This is a genomic window from Frankia sp. Mgl5, assembly GCF_023242985.1.
GTDB lineage: Bacteria > Actinomycetota > Actinomycetes > Frankiales > Frankiaceae > Parafrankia > Parafrankia soli.
This window is the reverse complement of sequence record NZ_JALKFY010000681.1, coordinates 42,500-59,226: the sequence shown is the minus strand read 5'-3', so window position 1 is coordinate 59,226 and position 16,727 is coordinate 42,500. Positions and strand designations below refer to the sequence as shown.

Annotated in this window: 12 protein-coding genes and 2 pseudogenes; 13 read left to right on the top strand and 1 reads right to left on the bottom strand. The window is 68.4% G+C overall.

The window, feature by feature from the left end:
- The 5 genes and pseudogenes from MXD62_RS24410 to MXD62_RS24395 form a co-directional block, all read left to right on the top strand.
- The coding region (locus tag MXD62_RS24410) for a pentapeptide repeat-containing protein (RefSeq protein WP_248831785.1) at positions 1 to 762 on the top strand (762 nt) is incomplete at its 5' end.
- A gap of 285 nt (positions 763 to 1,047) precedes the next feature.
- Positions 1,048 to 1,407: a type II toxin-antitoxin system PemK/MazF family toxin gene (locus MXD62_RS24405; RefSeq protein ID WP_112109170.1), complete on the top strand. Its 360-nt coding sequence runs from the start codon at positions 1,048 to 1,050 to the stop codon at positions 1,405 to 1,407.
- 252 nt (positions 1,408 to 1,659) lie between these two features.
- Positions 1,660 to 2,040, top strand: a pseudogene (locus MXD62_RS40875) (recombinase zinc beta ribbon domain-containing protein); the annotation flags it as partial.
- 9 nt (positions 2,041 to 2,049) lie between these two features.
- Positions 2,050 to 2,724, top strand: coding sequence for a hypothetical protein (locus MXD62_RS24400; RefSeq protein ID WP_248831784.1), 675 nt, complete (start codon positions 2,050 to 2,052; stop codon positions 2,722 to 2,724).
- 230 nt (positions 2,725 to 2,954) lie between these two features.
- Entirely contained in the window at positions 2,955 to 3,422 is a 468-nt protein-coding gene (locus tag MXD62_RS24395; protein WP_368862445.1) for a transposase, read from the top strand.
- A 7-nt stretch (positions 3,423 to 3,429) separates the two neighbouring features.
- Here the strand turns inward: MXD62_RS24395 and MXD62_RS24390 are convergent, their stop codons facing one another.
- Entirely contained in the window at positions 3,430 to 4,971 is a 1,542-nt protein-coding gene (locus tag MXD62_RS24390) for an AraC family transcriptional regulator (protein ID WP_248831783.1), read from the bottom strand.
- 168 nt (positions 4,972 to 5,139) lie between these two features.
- On the opposite strand from MXD62_RS24390, the gene MXD62_RS24385 reads away from it, so the two are divergent.
- From MXD62_RS24385 to MXD62_RS40870, 8 genes and pseudogenes are all read left to right on the top strand, one after another.
- Complete coding sequence (locus MXD62_RS24385) at positions 5,140 to 7,005, top strand: siderophore-interacting protein (protein ID WP_248831782.1); 1,866 nt, start codon at positions 5,140 to 5,142, stop codon at positions 7,003 to 7,005.
- A gap of 264 nt (positions 7,006 to 7,269) precedes the next feature.
- The gene (locus MXD62_RS24380; protein WP_248831781.1) at positions 7,270 to 8,256 is read left to right on the top strand and encodes an ABC transporter substrate-binding protein; all 987 of its coding nucleotides are present in this window, start codon (positions 7,270 to 7,272) and stop codon (positions 8,254 to 8,256) included.
- On the top strand, positions 8,253 to 9,296 hold the full coding sequence (locus MXD62_RS24375) for an iron ABC transporter permease (protein ID WP_248831780.1): 1,044 nt from the start codon (positions 8,253 to 8,255) through the stop codon (positions 9,294 to 9,296). The genes MXD62_RS24380 and MXD62_RS24375 overlap by 4 nt, the downstream gene beginning before the upstream one ends.
- Positions 9,297 to 9,364: 68 nt before the next feature.
- Complete coding sequence (locus tag MXD62_RS24370; protein WP_248831779.1) at positions 9,365 to 10,402, top strand: iron chelate uptake ABC transporter family permease subunit; 1,038 nt, start codon at positions 9,365 to 9,367, stop codon at positions 10,400 to 10,402.
- Positions 10,399 to 11,283: an ABC transporter ATP-binding protein gene (locus tag MXD62_RS24365; protein WP_248831778.1), complete on the top strand. Its 885-nt coding sequence runs from the start codon at positions 10,399 to 10,401 to the stop codon at positions 11,281 to 11,283. Before MXD62_RS24370 ends, MXD62_RS24365 begins: the two co-directional genes overlap by 4 nt.
- Positions 11,283 to 13,037, top strand: coding sequence for an ABC transporter ATP-binding protein (locus MXD62_RS24360; protein WP_248831777.1), 1,755 nt, complete (start codon positions 11,283 to 11,285; stop codon positions 13,035 to 13,037). The genes MXD62_RS24365 and MXD62_RS24360 overlap by 1 nt, the downstream gene beginning before the upstream one ends.
- Positions 13,034 to 14,779, top strand: a complete 1,746-nt coding sequence (locus tag MXD62_RS24355; RefSeq protein WP_248831776.1) for an ABC transporter ATP-binding protein — start codon at positions 13,034 to 13,036, stop codon at positions 14,777 to 14,779. Before MXD62_RS24360 ends, MXD62_RS24355 begins: the two co-directional genes overlap by 4 nt.
- A gap of 610 nt (positions 14,780 to 15,389) precedes the next feature.
- Positions 15,390 to 16,418, top strand: a pseudogene (locus MXD62_RS40870) (condensation domain-containing protein); the annotation flags it as partial.
- Positions 16,419 to 16,727: the final 309 nt, after the last annotated feature.

Below are 16,727 nucleotides of genomic sequence, written 5' to 3'. Positions count from 1 at the left end.
CAGCCGCCCGGCGAGGCTGCTCTCCAACACGTCCATGATCAGATATGTACCCGGAGCGGCCACGCAAGACACGCTCTTAGCGGGGACACCATCGGCAGCCGGCTCGGAGGGATCTACGCCCTAGAGCGGATCGCAGGGGACTCACCCGAGGATCAGCGAACCGTGCGGGAGGTGCTGTCCGCGTTCGTCCGGGAGCACGCCCGCCCGCCAGCGGCCCCGGGCCCTGATCGGCAAAGCGACGTGCTGGCAACTGACGTCCAGGCTGCGCTGGCGGTGCTCGGCCGTCTGGACTCCACCGATGATTGGGTGTCTCGCGCCGACCTGACCGGTGCGGACCTGCACGGTGCCCGGCTGGACGGCGCGGACCTCTCCGGCGCGCGGTTGCTCGGGACGAACCTCTCCGATGCTCTGCTGACAGACGCAATCCTGTACGGCGCGTCGATGGTGAACGCGAATCTCGCCGGTGCCGCGCTGACTGGGGCGACTCTCACCATCGCGGTCTTGGACGGAGCGGACCTCACCGGAGCACGACTGTCCGGTGCGAACCTCGACGGCGCGACGCTTTGTAGGGCGGCTCTGCGCGGTGCACGGCTGTCCGGGACGAGCCTGGGCCGTACCGACCTGAGTGGAGCGGATCTCTCCGAGGCCCACGGGCTGAAGTCCAAGCAGTTGGAGCGCGCGAGGGGGGACGGCGAGACGAAGTTGCCGGGGTGGATGCCTCGGCCGAGCTCTTGGCCGCCCCGCTCGGAAAGAGACGACTGATCTCCGGGTCTGGGTAGTCGGCGACGGGCTCGACCCCGCCCCGGCGACCAGGTTGTCCGTTCCCAAGGATCATGAGAAGTGCCGGAGGCCGTGACCTGGTGTTTCTCAAGTGCGGGGGACGTCCGGGACCGGGCGAGTCCCCTCGGAGCTGAGAATTTCGGCGACCGGACGATCGTCGTAGTGATGTGATGGCCGTTGGTGAGGGAGGTTCGGGCGTGGCTGACGACCGATGCGTATTCTGCGCGGTCGTGCGGGGTGCGCCCGCCGTCCCGTGGAGGAGGACACATGGAACGCGGCGAAGTCTGGTGGGTGGACTTCGATGAGCGGCGGCCGGTCGTTCTGCTCTCGGGAGAGGAGCCCGGTGGGTTCCGGGCCATACAGGTCGTCGCTCCAGCGAACATCGAGATCAGCGGCGTGGCTGTCGAGGTGGCAGTAGGCGCCCCCGAGGGGCTGCCCCTGGGCGGTGTCCTGCGAGTCGCGCTCCCACGCCCAGGCCTCATTCCTTGCACGTGGCTGGTCACCCTGACCAGGGCAGACCTGATCGAGAAGGCCGGAAGCCTGTCGCCCGCGAAGCTCGGCGAGCTCGACGAAGCTCTCCGTCTCAGTGGCCTGGAGCAGGTGGACGCTGCGGGAGCCGATGGTTGATGATCGTAGAGCCGTTGGCAGGTTGCTACGGGTCCATTGGTCGCGAAGGTCGTCGATCCAGCGACAGAGGGGCTCGACGGAACATCAGCCGACACACGTCGATCAACTTCTCAGACCCACCGGGGCTCCTCAGATCACTTCTTGGCTCCCACGGAACTTCTCATGATCCCTGGGAACGGACACAGGTGTAGGCGCGGAGCGCATCTGGATCGTCACTCTGACGCACGATAACCCTTCAGCGACGGCCTACGCACCAAGACCGGCCTTCCCTGGTCTCCTGCCGCGATCCTCACCATCCTGCGCAACCGCGTCTACCTCGGTTACATCAGCTTCCGTGATGTCGAGCACGCCGCACCACACTCCACCATCATCGACCCCGACGTCTTCGACCAAGCCCAGAAGATCCTGGCGGAACGCGCCAAATCCACCGCCACCAAACGCGCCGCGTCCGGCTCCGACTACCTGCTCACCGGAAAGATCCGCTGCGCCCACTGCGGCAGGCACTACATCGGCACCGCCGCCCGCGGAAACCTCTACCGATACCGCTACTACAGCTGCTGGACCCGCAACCGCTACGGCACCAGCATCTGCCCCGCCGAACGGCTCCCTGCCGAACAGGTCGACGCGGCCATCCTCAACGCCATGATCGAAACCCATGCCGGCAGCGGACTGGTCACCGAGGCCGCCGCCTCGCTCGCCGGCCGCATCGCCGACACCCGCGCCGCCCACCGCGACGAACTCGCCACCGTCGACAGCGAGATCAGCAAGGCCGAGACCGCGATCGACCGCTACTTCACCGCCTTCGAAGCCGGCACCATGACCGACGCGCTTGCCGGTAGCCGCATCGAGAAGCTGACCATCAAGATCAAGGAGCTGCAGGGCCGTCGGGCCGAACTCGTCGACCACCTCGCCGACGACGCCACCCAACCCGTCCCACCCACCGCCGCGGACCTGACCCGCCTGTCCACCCAAATCGCCGACGCCATCCGCGACGGCGCACCGGCCACACTGCGCCGCCTCACCGACGCCCTCGTCGCCGAGATCACCGTCACCAGCCGCAGCCACATCCAGCCCACGTTCCGCATCCCCACCCAGTCAGCCGCACCCACGGGCGGCAGCGACATCGGGCAGCGCGGAACGCAACCATCCAGCGACGCTACGGAGGTTCGCGCAATACACGGATCGGTGCACCCAACCAGCATTAATGCGAACCTGAACCTGCACGTCAACGGCCCGACCGTGTCCGTCGAACCCACCCACACGAAGATCCGACGGGCCGGCTACGCCGGCAATGTGAATGCCAGAAAGATCGGATAGGGGTTGACCGGCGCGGCCGTGCGTCACTCGAAGATCCCGGACTCGAAGTAGCGCTCAGTCCGACTGGCCGCGCTGAATGCCTGGCTACCTCGGGAAGTGCCACTGGCGCGTCAGGGGTTCGAGCCCCCGTTGGTCCGCGAGCCGGCCCGCCGCGAAGCCGATCTAGGATCGGCTTCGCGTTACCGTGCGGCGTCGGGCGCTGGTCTGGTACCCGGAGGACGTGTGGCGCTATGTTCTGGCGGCTGGTCGGCTGCGGGTCAGTCGACCCCCAGGTTCGTCACCGTCAAGGGCGACGCCACGACTCTCGACGAGGCCAGCCTGGCCCGGGCCCGCGGCCTGGTCGGGCTGAAGGGCACGTGACCAACCTGCCCGCGACCGTCCTGCCCGCCGACCAGGTCATTGCGAACTACCACGACCTCTGGCACGTCGAGCAGTCGTTCCGGATGTTGAAGACCGATCTCGCCGCCCGGCCCGTGTTCGTCCGCACGAGGGACACGATCGATGCCCACCTGACCATCGTGTTCACCGTGCTCGCCGTCGCCCGCACCGTCCAGAACCGCACCGGCCTCGCGGTCCGCAACGTGATCCGACAGCTCCGCCCGCTGCGCTTCGCGACCATCGCGATCAACGGCGCTACCCAGACCTTCCCGCCCGCGATCAAACCGGACAAACAGGCCGTTCTCGACGCCCCGAACTGACCCGGTGTCAGGCGGTGCCGATCTCGCGCTCCTGGTATTCGCGCGGGGAGAGTCCGTGGAAGCGCGTGAAAGCGGCGCTGAAGGCAGGTAGGTGGGCGTAGCCGACGCGGCGGGCGACGGAGCTGGGCTTGGCGCCGCCGGCGAGCAGGTCGCGAGCCATCCGCATGCGGGCGGCGTAGCGCCAGCGGGCGAAGGTCATTCCGGTCTGTTCGTGAAAGGCTCGGTGGACGTCGGCGGGCAGGTCGAAATCGGCCGATCCGGCGGAGACCCCGATGCGGCGCAGGTAGTCCATGGCGGCTTCACGGCCGCGCGGGTCGGTGGGCATCGGCACGGACAGTGCCCGCTGCGCGGCGACCTGCTCGGCGAACAGGTCGATGATCTGGGTCTGGTCATAGTCGATCGGATGCAGCGAGGTGCGGGCGCTGATCGAACAGAACATCAGGTAGTCGTCCCACGCTCGGGGGAACTGCACCTGGATCGGTTCGATCAGCTGGAGATCGGCGGTGCTGGCGTTTCCGAGCGGCAGCGAGATGGAGTCCTGATGAAGCCCGGTGATGTGCTCCACTCCCGCTGGTATCCAGGTTGCTACGCCACGCAGTCGCTCGTAGCGCCTGGCGTCGATGTCGAGATATCCGCTGCCGCGATACATCCAGCTGAGCACATGACTGTCGATGGCGTGCAGAGGCGTTTGGGCGGCGGGCAGCAGATCGGGCGCGTGGGCAGCAGCGCCGCCCGTCCGCATCAGGCGTACGAAGTTGTCAGCCTGGCGGGCCGCGCTGGCCCGTCCGGTCAGGCCGCCGGCAGGAGTGCGGGCGGCAAGCGCCCTGGAGAACTCGTGCGGGGTCAGCCCGAACTGCTGGTGGAACGCGCGCCGGAAACCACCGCGGCTGGCGAAGCCCACTCGCGCTGCCACCGGATCGACATCGTACCCGGCGGCGAGGAGCTCGACGGCGGCGGTCAGCCGGCAGCGCAGTCGCCACTGCTCGAAGGTGAGCCCGGTGTCGGCGACGAACTCGCGCAGCAGGGTGCGCGGGCTGGAGGGAACCCGGGCCGCCCACTCCTTGACAGTGAGGCCGAGCGCGGGGTCGCGGATCAGGTCCTCGGCCACCGCCCTCGCCCCGGCGGCCTTCGGCATGGTGGGGGGATCGAGCAGCGCCGAAGCAGCGCTGGCCTCGCCGGGCGCAGGTGCGGTCGGGAGGGTGCCGAGGTCACGTAGGAGATCGGCGACCCCGGCAGGGGAGTACCCGTGACCGGTGAACGGTGTGACCTGAAGGTTGAAGTACTGGATCAGCCAGTCGTGCCAGTCGTCTGGGACGTCGAACCGCATCGGCTCGGTCAGCTCCCAGGTCCCGACGCCGGCGTCGGGCCAGTACGGGAAGGCGACCGTGCCGGGCTCGGTGATCGTCAGGCTGCGGCTTCGGAGCCGCTGAGGCACCCAGATGCCTTCGCCATCGCCGAGCGAGAACTCCGTCCCGTCGTCCAGAAGCACCCGCGCGCGACCGGTACGGACCCAGATCAACATGTGGCTGGGGCGCTCCACCGGAACCATCCGTGCTGCCGGAATCGGCGGCGGAGACGAGCCAACCATGTCATAACTATATGGCGACCTGCGTACCCAATCGTGGGTGAGGTTTACCGTACCTTACCGGTAGCTCGCTGCCGCTGGTGGTGCGCGACCTCCCCACCCCAGGCGCGATTGGAAGGGGCTCCCCTCAGCATGCCGAAGACCGCACGTGGGCTCACAGTGCACCCGCTGACCCTGCGAGAGGTCGAGGTGGTGCGGGTGGTGGACCTGACGTCGGGGGTGCGGCGGATCACGTTGACTGGCGAGCAGCTTGGTGCTTTTACCTCGGCGAACGGCTTCCCGCGGCCCGCGTTCGACTCGACGGGTTTCGACGACGACATCCGGCTGGTGTTCTGCTACCCCGACCAGGCCGAGCCGGTGCTGCCAGTACAGAAGGAGAAGGGTCTCGAGCTGCCGAGAGACCCCCGGCCGCTGTCGAGGGCATACACAGTTCGTCGCTGGAACGCCGCGACCGGTGAACTGGATGTGGACATCGTCAGGCACGGCATCGGTGTCGGCAGCACCTGGGCGTACCGCACCGAACCGGGCGAGCGCATCCACTTCCACGGCCCGAGCGCATCGCGGTCGCTGCCGCAGGACGCGGACTGGCTTCTTGTTGCCGGCGACGACACGGCGATCCCCGCGATCGCCCGCCTGCTTGACGAGTTGCCCGACGACGCGCGGGCGCAGGTGTTCGTCGAGGTCGCCGAGGACGCTCATCGGCTGGAGCTGAGGGCGCTGCCGCAGGTCGAGGTGACCTGGTTGGTGCGCGGCGGCGCCGAGGCGGGCACGACCACGCTGCTGGTGGACGCGGTCAGGAACTGCGCCTGGTGGGACGGCCGACCGTTCGCGTGGTTCGCGGGAGAGCGTTCGGCGGTGCGGGATCTGCGTCGCCATCTGGTCGAGGACCGTGGCGTGCCCAAGGAGGACATCGAGTTCACCGGGTACTGGCGCCGTGGCGAGGTCGTCGCCTTGGAGGGCGACGGAGCGGTGCCCGACCCCGAGAAGTCGATCACTCCCTTCGAGAAGCTCCATCAACTGACCGAACTGGTCCCGCCGATCGCGATCCGCACCGCCGTCGAGCTGGGCGTTCCCGAGCTGATCTCGCGTGGTGTCAGCAGCGTGGCGGACCTGGCCACCAAAGCGAATGCCGACGAGCGTGCGCTGGGCAAGCTGCTGCGCTACCTGCATGCGCTGGACGTGCTGACCGAGACCGAACCGGGCCGTTACGGGCTGACGCCAGTAGGTGAAGTCCTGACCGTCGAGTTCGTCGCGGACTCCCTGCACCCGTCCGGGGTGGGGGGTCGGGAGATGCTCGGCGTTCACGGGCTCACCGAGTCGATCCGCACTGGCCGGTCGTCCTACGCCTCCGTCACAGGGCAGACTTTTGCGCAGGTGCGGGCCGAGCAGGACTACGAGGACCGCTACCTCGAACGTCTGGCCGAGTTCCAGCACGCGCTGGCCATGTCGATCGCCAAGTCCGACCTCCTTGTCGGCGTCCGGCACCTGGTGATCCACTCCGGTGGTGCGGGCGTGCAGGCCAGCGCGTTCGTCGCCGCTCATCCTGAGCTGCGGGTCACGATCTGCGCGTTGCCCGCCCAGGCCGACTGGCTGCGCCGCGACCTGCCTGTCACGATCCCCGACGAGCAGCAGCGGGGGCGGGTCGGCGTGGTCGAGCAGTCGGTGTTCGAGCCCAGCCCCGAATCGGACGCCGTGTTCATCAGCCGTGCTTTCAAGGCGCTACCCGACGCCGACGCCGCTCACGCCCTGCGCCGAGCGTCCGAGAACCTCCTCTCGGGCGGGCGGGTGCTGCTGATCGAGGATGTCTTCGACCGCGACGACCTCGATGAGCATGACGGTGAAGCCGACCTGATCGGACTCGCTGTACACGGCTCCGGGCTACGGACCGCCGAGGAACTGGACGCCGTGATCGCCCGGTCAGGGCTTGCCCGCACAGCGACGCACATCGTCGGCTGGGGAACCACCGTCCACGACCTCGTCCGCAACGACACCAACTGACCCTGAGGTGCGCAATGTCTTCCGGGTAGCTGCCGCCACCAGAATTAGGGGCAGCGCGGAAGATGTAATAGATGGCACAGCGGTGCAGAAAATGATCGGCTGAGTTAAAGGGTCGGGATCTGCCGTCGGCCATTTTCATCCCACCGTTGTTGATCGAGATCGCCACGGGTCCGCGACGACGGTGGAAAGAGCTCGGTGGTGGCTGTCCGGATCTAACGGGCACGTCGCCCTCGCCGAACGAAGAACAGAAAGAAGAACGCATCTATGAGATTTGCCAGACCACGGCGCCACAGCGCGGCCCTGGTCGCCGCGTTGCTGGGCGCCGCGATCCTCCTTGCGGGGTGCGGCGGCGACGACAGCGACGACCAAGGTGACGCGGCCGCAGCGACCCGCACTGTGGAGGCTGACAACGGCACGGTCAAGATCCCGGCGCACCCGCAGCGGGTTGCAACGCTCGGCCGACTGACCTTGTCGTTCCTCGACCTCGGCGGCAAGCCGGTGGGCGTCACGGAGGTCGACGCTCCCGTGGTCGGCCTGCTGCCCGCGGAGCAGCGGGCCGCGTACAAGGCGGCCAAGCTCCTCGGCTCCAGCGCCAGCGAAGCCGACCTCGAGCTGCTGGCCACCCTCAAGCCCGACCTCATCCTGTTCTCCGCACCCGACTCCGACTTCGACCAGATGAAGTCGCAACTGGAGTCGATCGCACCGACGATCTACTTCGGGTTCAGCTCGGACTGGAAGACCCGGCTGTCCGTGACGGCGGATTCCACCGGGCTGACGGATGCTCTCAACGAGCAGAAGTCCGAGTACGATGAGACGCTCGCCGAGTTCAAGAAGAAGTACTCGGAGATCATCAAGACCACCAGGTTCGGCGAGGTCAACAGGGGTTCCTGGCAGGACCCGGGAATGTTCAGTCTCAACGGATCTCAGTGCTCGGAGATCGCGCGCGCGGACGTTCCGCTCAACATCCCCGATCTGGGTGAAGGCGGCGAGGAGCGATCGTTCGAGCGGATCGGCGACCTGTCCGAGTACGACGTGCTCATCTACCCCGTGGACGCTGAGGGCAAGGTCGCCGAAGGCTTCGTCCCCGTGGCGGAGTCGAACGGCTGGAAGGCCCTTCCCGCGGTGACCTCCGGCAAGGCCCTGGGTGTCTACTGCTTCGGTGACATCAGCTTCACCCGGTCCTACCGGACCTACTCCCAGTACCTGGACTCGCTCGGTCAGGCACTGGCGAAGCTCGCGCCGGCGGGATGACAACTCAGACCAGTGACGTCGAGGCCCGGATGCCCGCAGCGGCATCCGGGCCTCGACTGCGCGCCGGCGGCCTGCTCACAGTGCTGGTGACACTGCTCGTACTGCTGGTGCTGAGCCTGCTGGTCGGCTCGACGGTGATTGCGCCGTCGGTGGTGTGGGATGCGCTGTTTCATCCGTCGGCCGACATCGATCAGTACTCGATCCGCGACTACCGGGTGCCGCGCACGGCCGTCGGGCTGGTCGTGGGCATGGCACTGGGGGCCGCGGGCGCGTTGATCCAGGCCCTGACGCGTAATCCGCTGGCCGACACCGGCGTCCTCGGCCTTAGCGCGGGTTCCTCGTTCGCGGTGACCGTAGCCGTCGGTGTTCTCGGAATCCGCGACATCAGTGGCTACATGTGGTTCGCGTTCGCCGGGGCGCTGATCGTAACGATCATGGTCCTGCTCCTGGGGTCGACCCGAAGCGGCCAGTCGCCGGGAGTCATGGTGCTCGCCGGGGTCTGCGTCGGCGCGGTGCTCGGTGGTGCCAGTTCGGCACTTCAGCTGACCAATCCGGACGCGTTCGATGCGATGCGGTCGTGGGCTGCCGGTTCGATTCTGGGGCGCCCCCTCGACGTGATGTGGCCGGTCGTGCCGTTCTTCGCGGTGGCACTCGTGCTGGCCTTCGCGGTGTCGGGCCCACTCAACGCGATGGCTCTCGGCGACGAGATCGCCGCCGCGCAGGGCGTTGCGCTGAACCGTACCCGCGTCCTCGCGATCATTGCGATCACGCTGCTCGCCGGCGGCGCGACCGCCATCGCGGGCCCCATCGGATTCGTCGGGCTCATGGTGCCGCACGTGGCCCGCTGGTTCGTCGGACCGAACCAGCGCTGGATCTTCGCCTACAGCATTCTTCTCGCCCCGAGCCTGCTGCTGGCCTCCGACATCGTCGGTCGAATCGCCATGCGACCCACCGAGATCCCCGTGGGTGTCGTCACCGCCTTCATCGGAGCCCCCGTGCTCATCGCACTGGTGCGGCGGAGGAAGGCGAGCGGACTATGAGCATCGGTGTCGCCTCTCGGTCCGAACCGACTAGCCTTCGTTCGACCGGAAGAGCTTCCGGGGGGCGGGTGGACTTCGGCCGGCGGGTCGTGGTGCTGCGGCGATGGCGGGTCGCGGTCCGGTTCGAGTGGCGCGCGGTCATCGTCTGCGCGGCGCTGGTGGCCGCGATGGTCTGCCTGGCGATGCTCGCGCTGATGACGGGCTCGTACCAGCTCAGCCCCGGCCAGGTGGTCTCCGCGCTGGTCGGTGGGGAGAACGGGCTGGTCCGCGACATCGTGGTCGAGTGGCGAGCACCCCGGGTGGCTGCGGCGCTGGTGTTCGGTGCCGCTCTGGGGGTCAGCGGGGCGATCCTGCAGTCGATGTTGCGCAATCCGCTCGCCGACCCAGGCATCATCGGGTTCTCCCAGGGCTCGTACACCGGCGCACTGATCGTGATCCTCGTCGTCAACGGCAGCTATGTGCAGCTGATAGGCGGGGCGTTGCTGGGGGCGATGGCCACCGCCGTCGCCGTGTACGTGCTCGCCTACCGGCGAGGGGTGCAGGGGTTCCGGCTGATCATTGTCGGCATCGGCGTGTCGGCGATGCTCGAATCGCTCAACACCTGGTTGATACTGAAAGCCGACCTGGAACAGGCGATGGCCGCCGCCGCGTGGGGCGCCGGATCACTCAACGTGGTGTCCTGGAACCAGGTGGCCATCGGCGGTGTGTGCATCGCGGTGCTGCTGCTGCTGGCTGCGATGTTGAGCCGGCCGATGCGCCAGATGGAGCTGGGTGACGATACCGCCGCCTCCCAGGGGGTGCGGATCTCGTCCGCCCGCCTCGGTGTGGTCGTGGTGGGGGTGGCGCTGACAGCGATCGTCACGGCGGCCTCGGGGCCGATCGCGTTCATCTCCCTGGTCGCGCCGCAGATCGGGCGCCGCCTCGTCCGCTCCGCGGGGATCACCCTCGCACCCGCCGCCCTGGTCGGCGCGCTGCTGTGCCTGGCGGCCGACTACCTCGCCCAGCACGTCGCCCCGACCCCGCTGCCGGTTGGGATCATCACTGTCATCCTCGGCGGTGGGTACCTCGGGTATCTGCTGTTCACCGAAGCCAGGAGACGCCTATGAGCACGTACTCCGACACCGTCACCGAGCTGGCCGAGGCGAGCGATGTGCCCACGCCTGCCAGGCCGCCCGGTGGCACCCGCCTGAGGGTGGAGTCGGCGACGATCGGTTACGACAGGCGCGTCATCAGCGAGGGCTTGTCGGTGTCCATTCCGGACCAGTCGTTCACCGTCATCGTCGGTCCGAACGCGTGCGGGAAATCCACTCTGCTGCGCAGCCTGTCGCGGCTGTTGAAGCCCTCCGCGGGTCAGGTGATCCTCGACGGTGCGGCCATCGGGTCGTACAAGGCGAAGGAGGTGGCACGGCGGGTCGGCCTGCTGCCGCAGACCTCGATCGCCCCGGAGGGGATCACCGTGGCCGACCTGGTGGCTCGGGGGCGGTATCCGCACCAGGGGTTCATCCGGCTGTGGACCGAGGCCGACGAGCGGGCCGTGGCGAGAGCGATGGGCCAGACCGGAGTCACCGACCTGTCCGGCCGTCTGGTGGACGAGCTGTCAGGTGGTCAGCGGCAGCGGGTGTGGGTGGCGATGGCGCTCGCGCAGCACACCAACATCCTGCTGCTCGACGAGCCGACCACCTTCCTCGACATCGCCCACCAGGTCGAGCTGATGGAGCTGTTCACCGACCTGCACCACGTCGGCCACACCCTGGTCGCCGTGCTGCACGACCTCAATCACGCCGCTCGCTATGCCACGCACCTGATCGCGATGAAGGACGGCGCCGTGGTCGCCGAGGGGTCACCGTCCCAGATCGTGACGGCCGAGCTGGTCGACGAGGTGTTCGGGTTGCGCTGCCTGGTGGTGCCCGATCCGGTGGCGGGCACTCCGCAGGTGGTGCCGCTGGGCCGTGACCGTCGTGGCGAAGGCGTGCGGGAAAGCCGTTGATGCGCACCGATCCGATGGGGCTGGGGCGAGGACCGCTGACGCGGTGGCTGCCGGTGGTGGGGCAGACCGCGCCGGAGCCTCCTGATGTCGGGCCGTTCGAGGCCGGGGAGGGTGATCGTCCTGGGCAGTTCGTGACGCGCGTCGTCTTCTCGCTGCCACGCATCACGGTTCCCGCGATGCTGCTGGCGATCGTGTGGCAGGTGGGCGAGGCGGCTGTCCCGGTGGTGATGGGGCTCGCGATCGACCGGGCGCTGGTGACCGGGGACACCGGGCAGCTGGTGCTTTGGCTTGGTGCGCTGGTGGCCTTGTACGTCGCGCTGACGGCGGCGGCCAGGTTCACGAACCGGCTCAACACGTACGCGATCCAGTTGTTGCAGCACCGACTGCGCGCAACCCTTTCGACCAGGGCGCTGCATTCCGACGGCAGCGCGGGGCGGGCACCGGCGGACAATGTGGTCTCGGTCATGACCAATGACGTCGGCCGACTGGCCAACGCTGTGCTGCTCGTGATTCTGCCCATCGCGCGGATCGCCGCCATCGCGTTCATCGCCGCCTCGTTGCTGGTGACGTACTGGCCGCTCGGGGTCGTGGTGCTGCTCGGCGCGCCCGCGGCGGTCTGGTTGATGGGCTTCCTGAGCGAACGCCTCTCCCGCGACACCCGCGTCTACCAGGATCTCCTCGCTGAGACCGTTGGACGGGCCACCGACCTGGTCGCCGGGTACCGGGTGATCAAGGGCGTGCGGGCCGAGGCCGAGGCGACCAGGCGATACCGGCAGGCCAGCCAGGAGACCCTGGTCGCCGCCAGGCGCAACGCCGGGCTGCTCGGCAGGTTCCTGGTGGGCTCCGGCGCGGTGAACGGCGTCTTCGTCGCCGCGGTGACGGGGCTGGCGGGCTGGTTCGCGGTGGACGGGCAGCTCAGCATCGGCGAACTGATCGCCGTGGGTGGCCTCACCCAGGCGCTGCTGCCCCAGATGCAGGCGATCGCGAACTACTCCATCCCCAATCTCGCCGGTGCCCGCGCCTCGGCCGCGCGCATCATGGACGTCCTCAAAAACGCAGACACCGTCGCGTCCGGCCACGATGACGCGCTACGACAGCGCCGCAGCCCGCTGCCGGCGCAAGGCGTGGCCGCGCCGTCCGCCGGTGTGCTTGAGGTCGACGTGCCCAGTGGGTCGATCCGGGTGGAGCCCGGTGAGCTGGTGGGGGTGCACGCCGATGAGCGGACTGCCGCCCGCATCGCCGACGCGCTGCTGAACCCGTGGGCCGCCGACGACACCGAGGTTCGTCTCGACGGCCGACCGGCGCACGAACTGACCCCGGCGGAATACCGCCGCGTGGTCACCGCCGCACCCCACCGGGCGACGTTGTTCACCGGCACCATCCGCGACAACCTCACCGTCACCGGCAGCCCGCCCGAGCGGATGGACAGTGCTGTGTGGGCTGCCGCCTGTGAGGACTTCGCGGCCGGTCTGGACACCCCCGTCGGTGAGAACGGCAACCGCCTCTCCGGTGGCCAGCGTCAACGGGTCGCGCTCGCTCGGGCCTTCGCGACCGATGCTCCGATGCTGGTGCTGCACGACCCGACCACCGCCGTCGACTCGGTGACCGAGCAGATCATCGCCGAGCGGCTGGTCGGTGTCCGTAGAGATCGTTCAACCCTGCTGATCGCCTCGTCGCCAGCCCTGCTTGGCTGCTGCGACCGTGTCGTCGACCTGCTCGACGACGTGCCGGCGCTTGGAAAGGCGGCGCCGTGACCGGGGGATCCGTGACGACACCGAACGCGCTGCCGATCGCGGGCGGGCGTGAGACCGCTCGGGAGATGCGGCGGCTGTGCCGTGGGCATCGACTCCAGCTGGCGGCCCTCGTGGTGCTGGGAGTCGTAAGCACCGCCATCGAGCTGATCGGACCGGTCGCGATCGGGTCCCTCATCGATCGGGTCCAGGAAGGCACCGCCGACTTCGGTATCGTGCTGACCGTTACCGCGATCATGGCGGTCTCAGCCGTTCTCGGTGCTGCCGGCACAGCGGCGACGATCGTTCTGGCTACTCGGATGTACCACACCATCCTCGCCGGGCTGCGGGAGGAACTGGTCTCCCGTGCCCTGACGCTGCCGCAGCATGTCGTCGAGGGGGCGGGCACCGGGGATCTGATCTCGCGGTCCAGCGATGACGTCACCGCGGTTGCCGATGCGGCCCCCGCGGTGATCCCGGTGCTCACCGTCACATCCTTCACCATCGTCATGTCGCTGGGCGGGCTGGCCGCGGTGGAATGGCCCTACGCCGTCGCCCTCGCCATCGTGCTGCCCGTCTACGCGCTGTCCATGCGGTGGTATCTGCGCACCGGACCGCGGGTCTACCTGGCCGAGCGCGCGGCGATGAGCGCGCGTGCCCAGCAGATTCTGGAGTCGCAGCGCGGCTACGCCACTGTGCTCGGATTCAGGCTTGCCGAGCAGCGGCACCGCGCCGTGACAACCACCTCCTGGGGGGTGTCGGCGCAGGCGCTGCGGGCACGCACCGTGCAGAGCATGCTCAACACCCGTCTGAACCTCGGCGAGTGCCTGAGCCTGGCCGCCGTACTCGTCGTCGGCTTCGTCCTCATCGACCACGGGGACTCGACCGTCGGTGGTGCGACCACCGCCATGCTGCTTGTGCTGCGCCTGCTCAACCCGGTCAATCAGCTGCTGTTCGTCGTCGACACCGTCCAGTCCGCCCTCGCCTCGCTGAACCGCATGATCGGGGTCGCCACTATCCCCGTCGCGGACGCGCCGAGCATCGCAACGAGCAGCGGCGCCCACCTCCGCGAGGTCTCCTTCCACTACGGGGCCGGCCCTCGCGTGCTCGTCGATGTCACGCTCGACGTTCCCACCGGCCAGCGTGTCGCCGTCGTCGGTTCGTCGGGTGCCGGCAAGTCGACGCTGGCCACGGTGATCGCCGGCATTCACCAGCCCGACGCCGGAACCGTGGCCCGGCCGCAGCGCACGATGATGATCACCCAGGAGGTGTACGTCTTCGCGGGGACACTGCGCGACAACCTCACCCTCGCCGCACCGCAGGCCACCGACGCCCAGGTACGGGCTGCGCTCGAGGTCGCCCAGGCGGTTGGAACGCTTGACCTGCTGCCCGACGGCCTTGACACGGTGCTCGGTGGTGGCGGGTACGAGCTGACCGCCGCCCAGGCGCAACAGATGGCGCTCACTCGCCTGGTCCTGGCCGATCCGGAACTGGCGATCTTCGACGAGGCCACCGCCGAGGCGGGTTCCGCCTACGCCGGAGCGCTCGACCGCGCCGCCGACGCCGCGCTGACCGGACGCACCGGACTGGTGATCGCGCACCGGCTCTCGCAGGCCGCCGCCTGCGATCTGGTCGTGGTGATGGAGCACGGCCGTATCGCCGAGCGAGGAACCCACCCAGAACTGATCGCCGCCGGCGGGGTGTACGCCGCGCTCTGGTCGGCCTGGCAGGCCGGGCAGGAAGCCGGAGCGAACGGGTCGAGATGACGGAACACCAGGCGTCGTCGACGGGACGAGCAGTGCGCCGGAACTCGCGTTTCCTGGATCAGGGGCCAACCGCCGGGCCTGCCTCGGCGGCCGGATCGCCCGCCCCGCTTGCCGCGCTCGCCGTTTCAGGCGCACCCACCCACCGATCACCTCTGGAGAACCCCACGCGCCGTCGAAGTGATCAAGCCGGCTCCATGACCTGCCTGCCCTGGATAACACCGCCATCGATCTCCCGGTCCGCCCACCGGAAAGGGCACTGGTCAGGACCTGGACCGGGCACCTACCCCGCTTCCCAGCGGGGTAGTGAGCAACGGAACAACTCAGTCGAACCCCGGAACCCAACATCAGCGAGGGTGGGATCCCACGATCGTGGGATCCCACCCGGTGAAGGATCGAGGCTGGAGCCTCGGAAAGGTGCACTGCACAGCTATAAGCCCTGCTCAGCGTAAAGATCGATCATTGAAGTCGAATCGGTGGCCGACTCCAGGTGCTACCCGGACATTCTCGTGCGGGGTGGGTGCTGCCGCTCTCCGGGATCGGTCGCGAACATCGCCGAGACAGCTTCCGTCAATCCGTGCAAATTTAGGTTAGGTTACCCTACACTGATGACATGGCTGGTCAGCGCGGTGAGACGGGGAGTGCGTCGGCTGCGGGTGGTGCGCCATCTGATGTGGGAGTGGGTGGTGGAAGGCGGCTGCCTCTTTCGTTTGCCCAGCGGGGGAACTGGGCGGCGCAGCGATTGTTCCCGGGTTCCGCCGGGTTCTGTGTCTGCGATCTGGTCTGGTTTGACGGTGCGATCAACGCTGGGGCGTTCGCTGCCGCGGTGAGCGGGGCGTTCGCGGAGACCGAGGCTCTGCGGGCCGTTATCCATGACGATGAAGGGGCTCCGATGCAGTCGGTCGGCGGCGCCTTTTCGCTACGAACGGTGGTTGCCGAGGAGGAGCTCACAGACGACGAGATCCGGTCTGCGGTTCGCGCCGCAGTGGGTGCGCGAGAGGCTTCGGCGGCTACGGATGTCACGTCGTCGACGTTGTTCAGACGTGTCGGTGGCGGGTGGGTGTGGTCGTTCACGACGAACAATCTTCTGCTTGACGGGTACAGCATGTCGCTGTACATCCGCCGGGTGGCCGAGCTGTATTCGGCTGCGGTCGGTGGAACACCGCCACCGGCCAGGTGGTTCGGTCACCTGGAGGATCTCGTCACGGGTCCGGCGTCGACACCGGGCGGGCCCGCCGTTGTCGGTCACTGGCGTGATGTTCTTGCGGTCGAGGTGTCGGCCGAGCCGGCGGGCAGCACACCAGCCGAGCTGTTCTCGTTCTCCTACCGGCCTGTTCCGGTGGTCCTCCCACCCGAAGCCGATGATCGTCTGAAGGTGCTGGCGCGGGCGGCGCGGAGCACCTGGACCGATCTTGTGATCACAGCGTGGGGGCTGTACACCGCCCTGGCGGAGGGCCGGGATCACCTGGCAGTGCGGGTGCCGTCGATGATGCGCGGCGTGGCGGAGTCGCTGCGGGTGCCCGGTGCGGTCGCCCGCGTCCTGCCTGTCGTGACCGCGCTGCGTCCGGGAGGCACCTTCGCCGAGGTGCTGGCGGTGGTGCGGGCGCAGGTCCGGGACCTGCAGGACAACTCCGCGATCGAGGACCACCAGCTCGCCCGGCTCTGGCAGGGCGGGGAGCACTCCTACCTGGCACTGCCCACTGTCAACATCAAGATGTTCCGGACGACACCGGTCTTCGGCACGGTGCCGGGAGTAACGGAGCTGATCAGTCCGGGTCCGACCGGCGCGTTGGACCTGTCGGTCTACGGCAGCCCCGGGCGGGACCTGCGGATGAATGTCTCCGGCTGTTCACCGCTGGTGGCCGAAGACGCGGCCGAGCGGCACGCAGCCGCGTTCGCTGTGTTCCTCGGCCATCTCCTTGGTGGCGCTGCGGACACGACACTCCACGAC

Bases quoted from the DNA above. Each gene is read 5' to 3' on its own strand.
- MXD62_RS24405 (WP_112109170.1), top strand. From the start codon at position 1,048: ATGGAACGCGGCGAAGTCTGGTGGGTGGACTTCGATGAGCGGCGGCCG.
- MXD62_RS24400 (WP_248831784.1), top strand. From the start codon at position 2,050: ATGATCGAAACCCATGCCGGCAGCGGACTGGTCACCGAGGCCGCCGCC.
- MXD62_RS24395 (WP_368862445.1), top strand. From the start codon at position 2,955: ATGTTCTGGCGGCTGGTCGGCTGCGGGTCAGTCGACCCCCAGGTTCGT.
- MXD62_RS24390 (WP_248831783.1), bottom strand. From the start codon at position 4,971: ATGGTTCCGGTGGAGCGCCCCAGCCACATGTTGATCTGGGTCCGTACC.
- MXD62_RS24385 (WP_248831782.1), top strand. From the start codon at position 5,140: ATGCCGAAGACCGCACGTGGGCTCACAGTGCACCCGCTGACCCTGCGA.
- MXD62_RS24380 (WP_248831781.1), top strand. From the start codon at position 7,270: ATGAGATTTGCCAGACCACGGCGCCACAGCGCGGCCCTGGTCGCCGCG.
- MXD62_RS24375 (WP_248831780.1), top strand. From the start codon at position 8,253: ATGACAACTCAGACCAGTGACGTCGAGGCCCGGATGCCCGCAGCGGCA.
- MXD62_RS24365 (WP_248831778.1), top strand. From the start codon at position 10,399: ATGAGCACGTACTCCGACACCGTCACCGAGCTGGCCGAGGCGAGCGAT.
- MXD62_RS24360 (WP_248831777.1), top strand. From the start codon at position 11,283: ATGCGCACCGATCCGATGGGGCTGGGGCGAGGACCGCTGACGCGGTGG.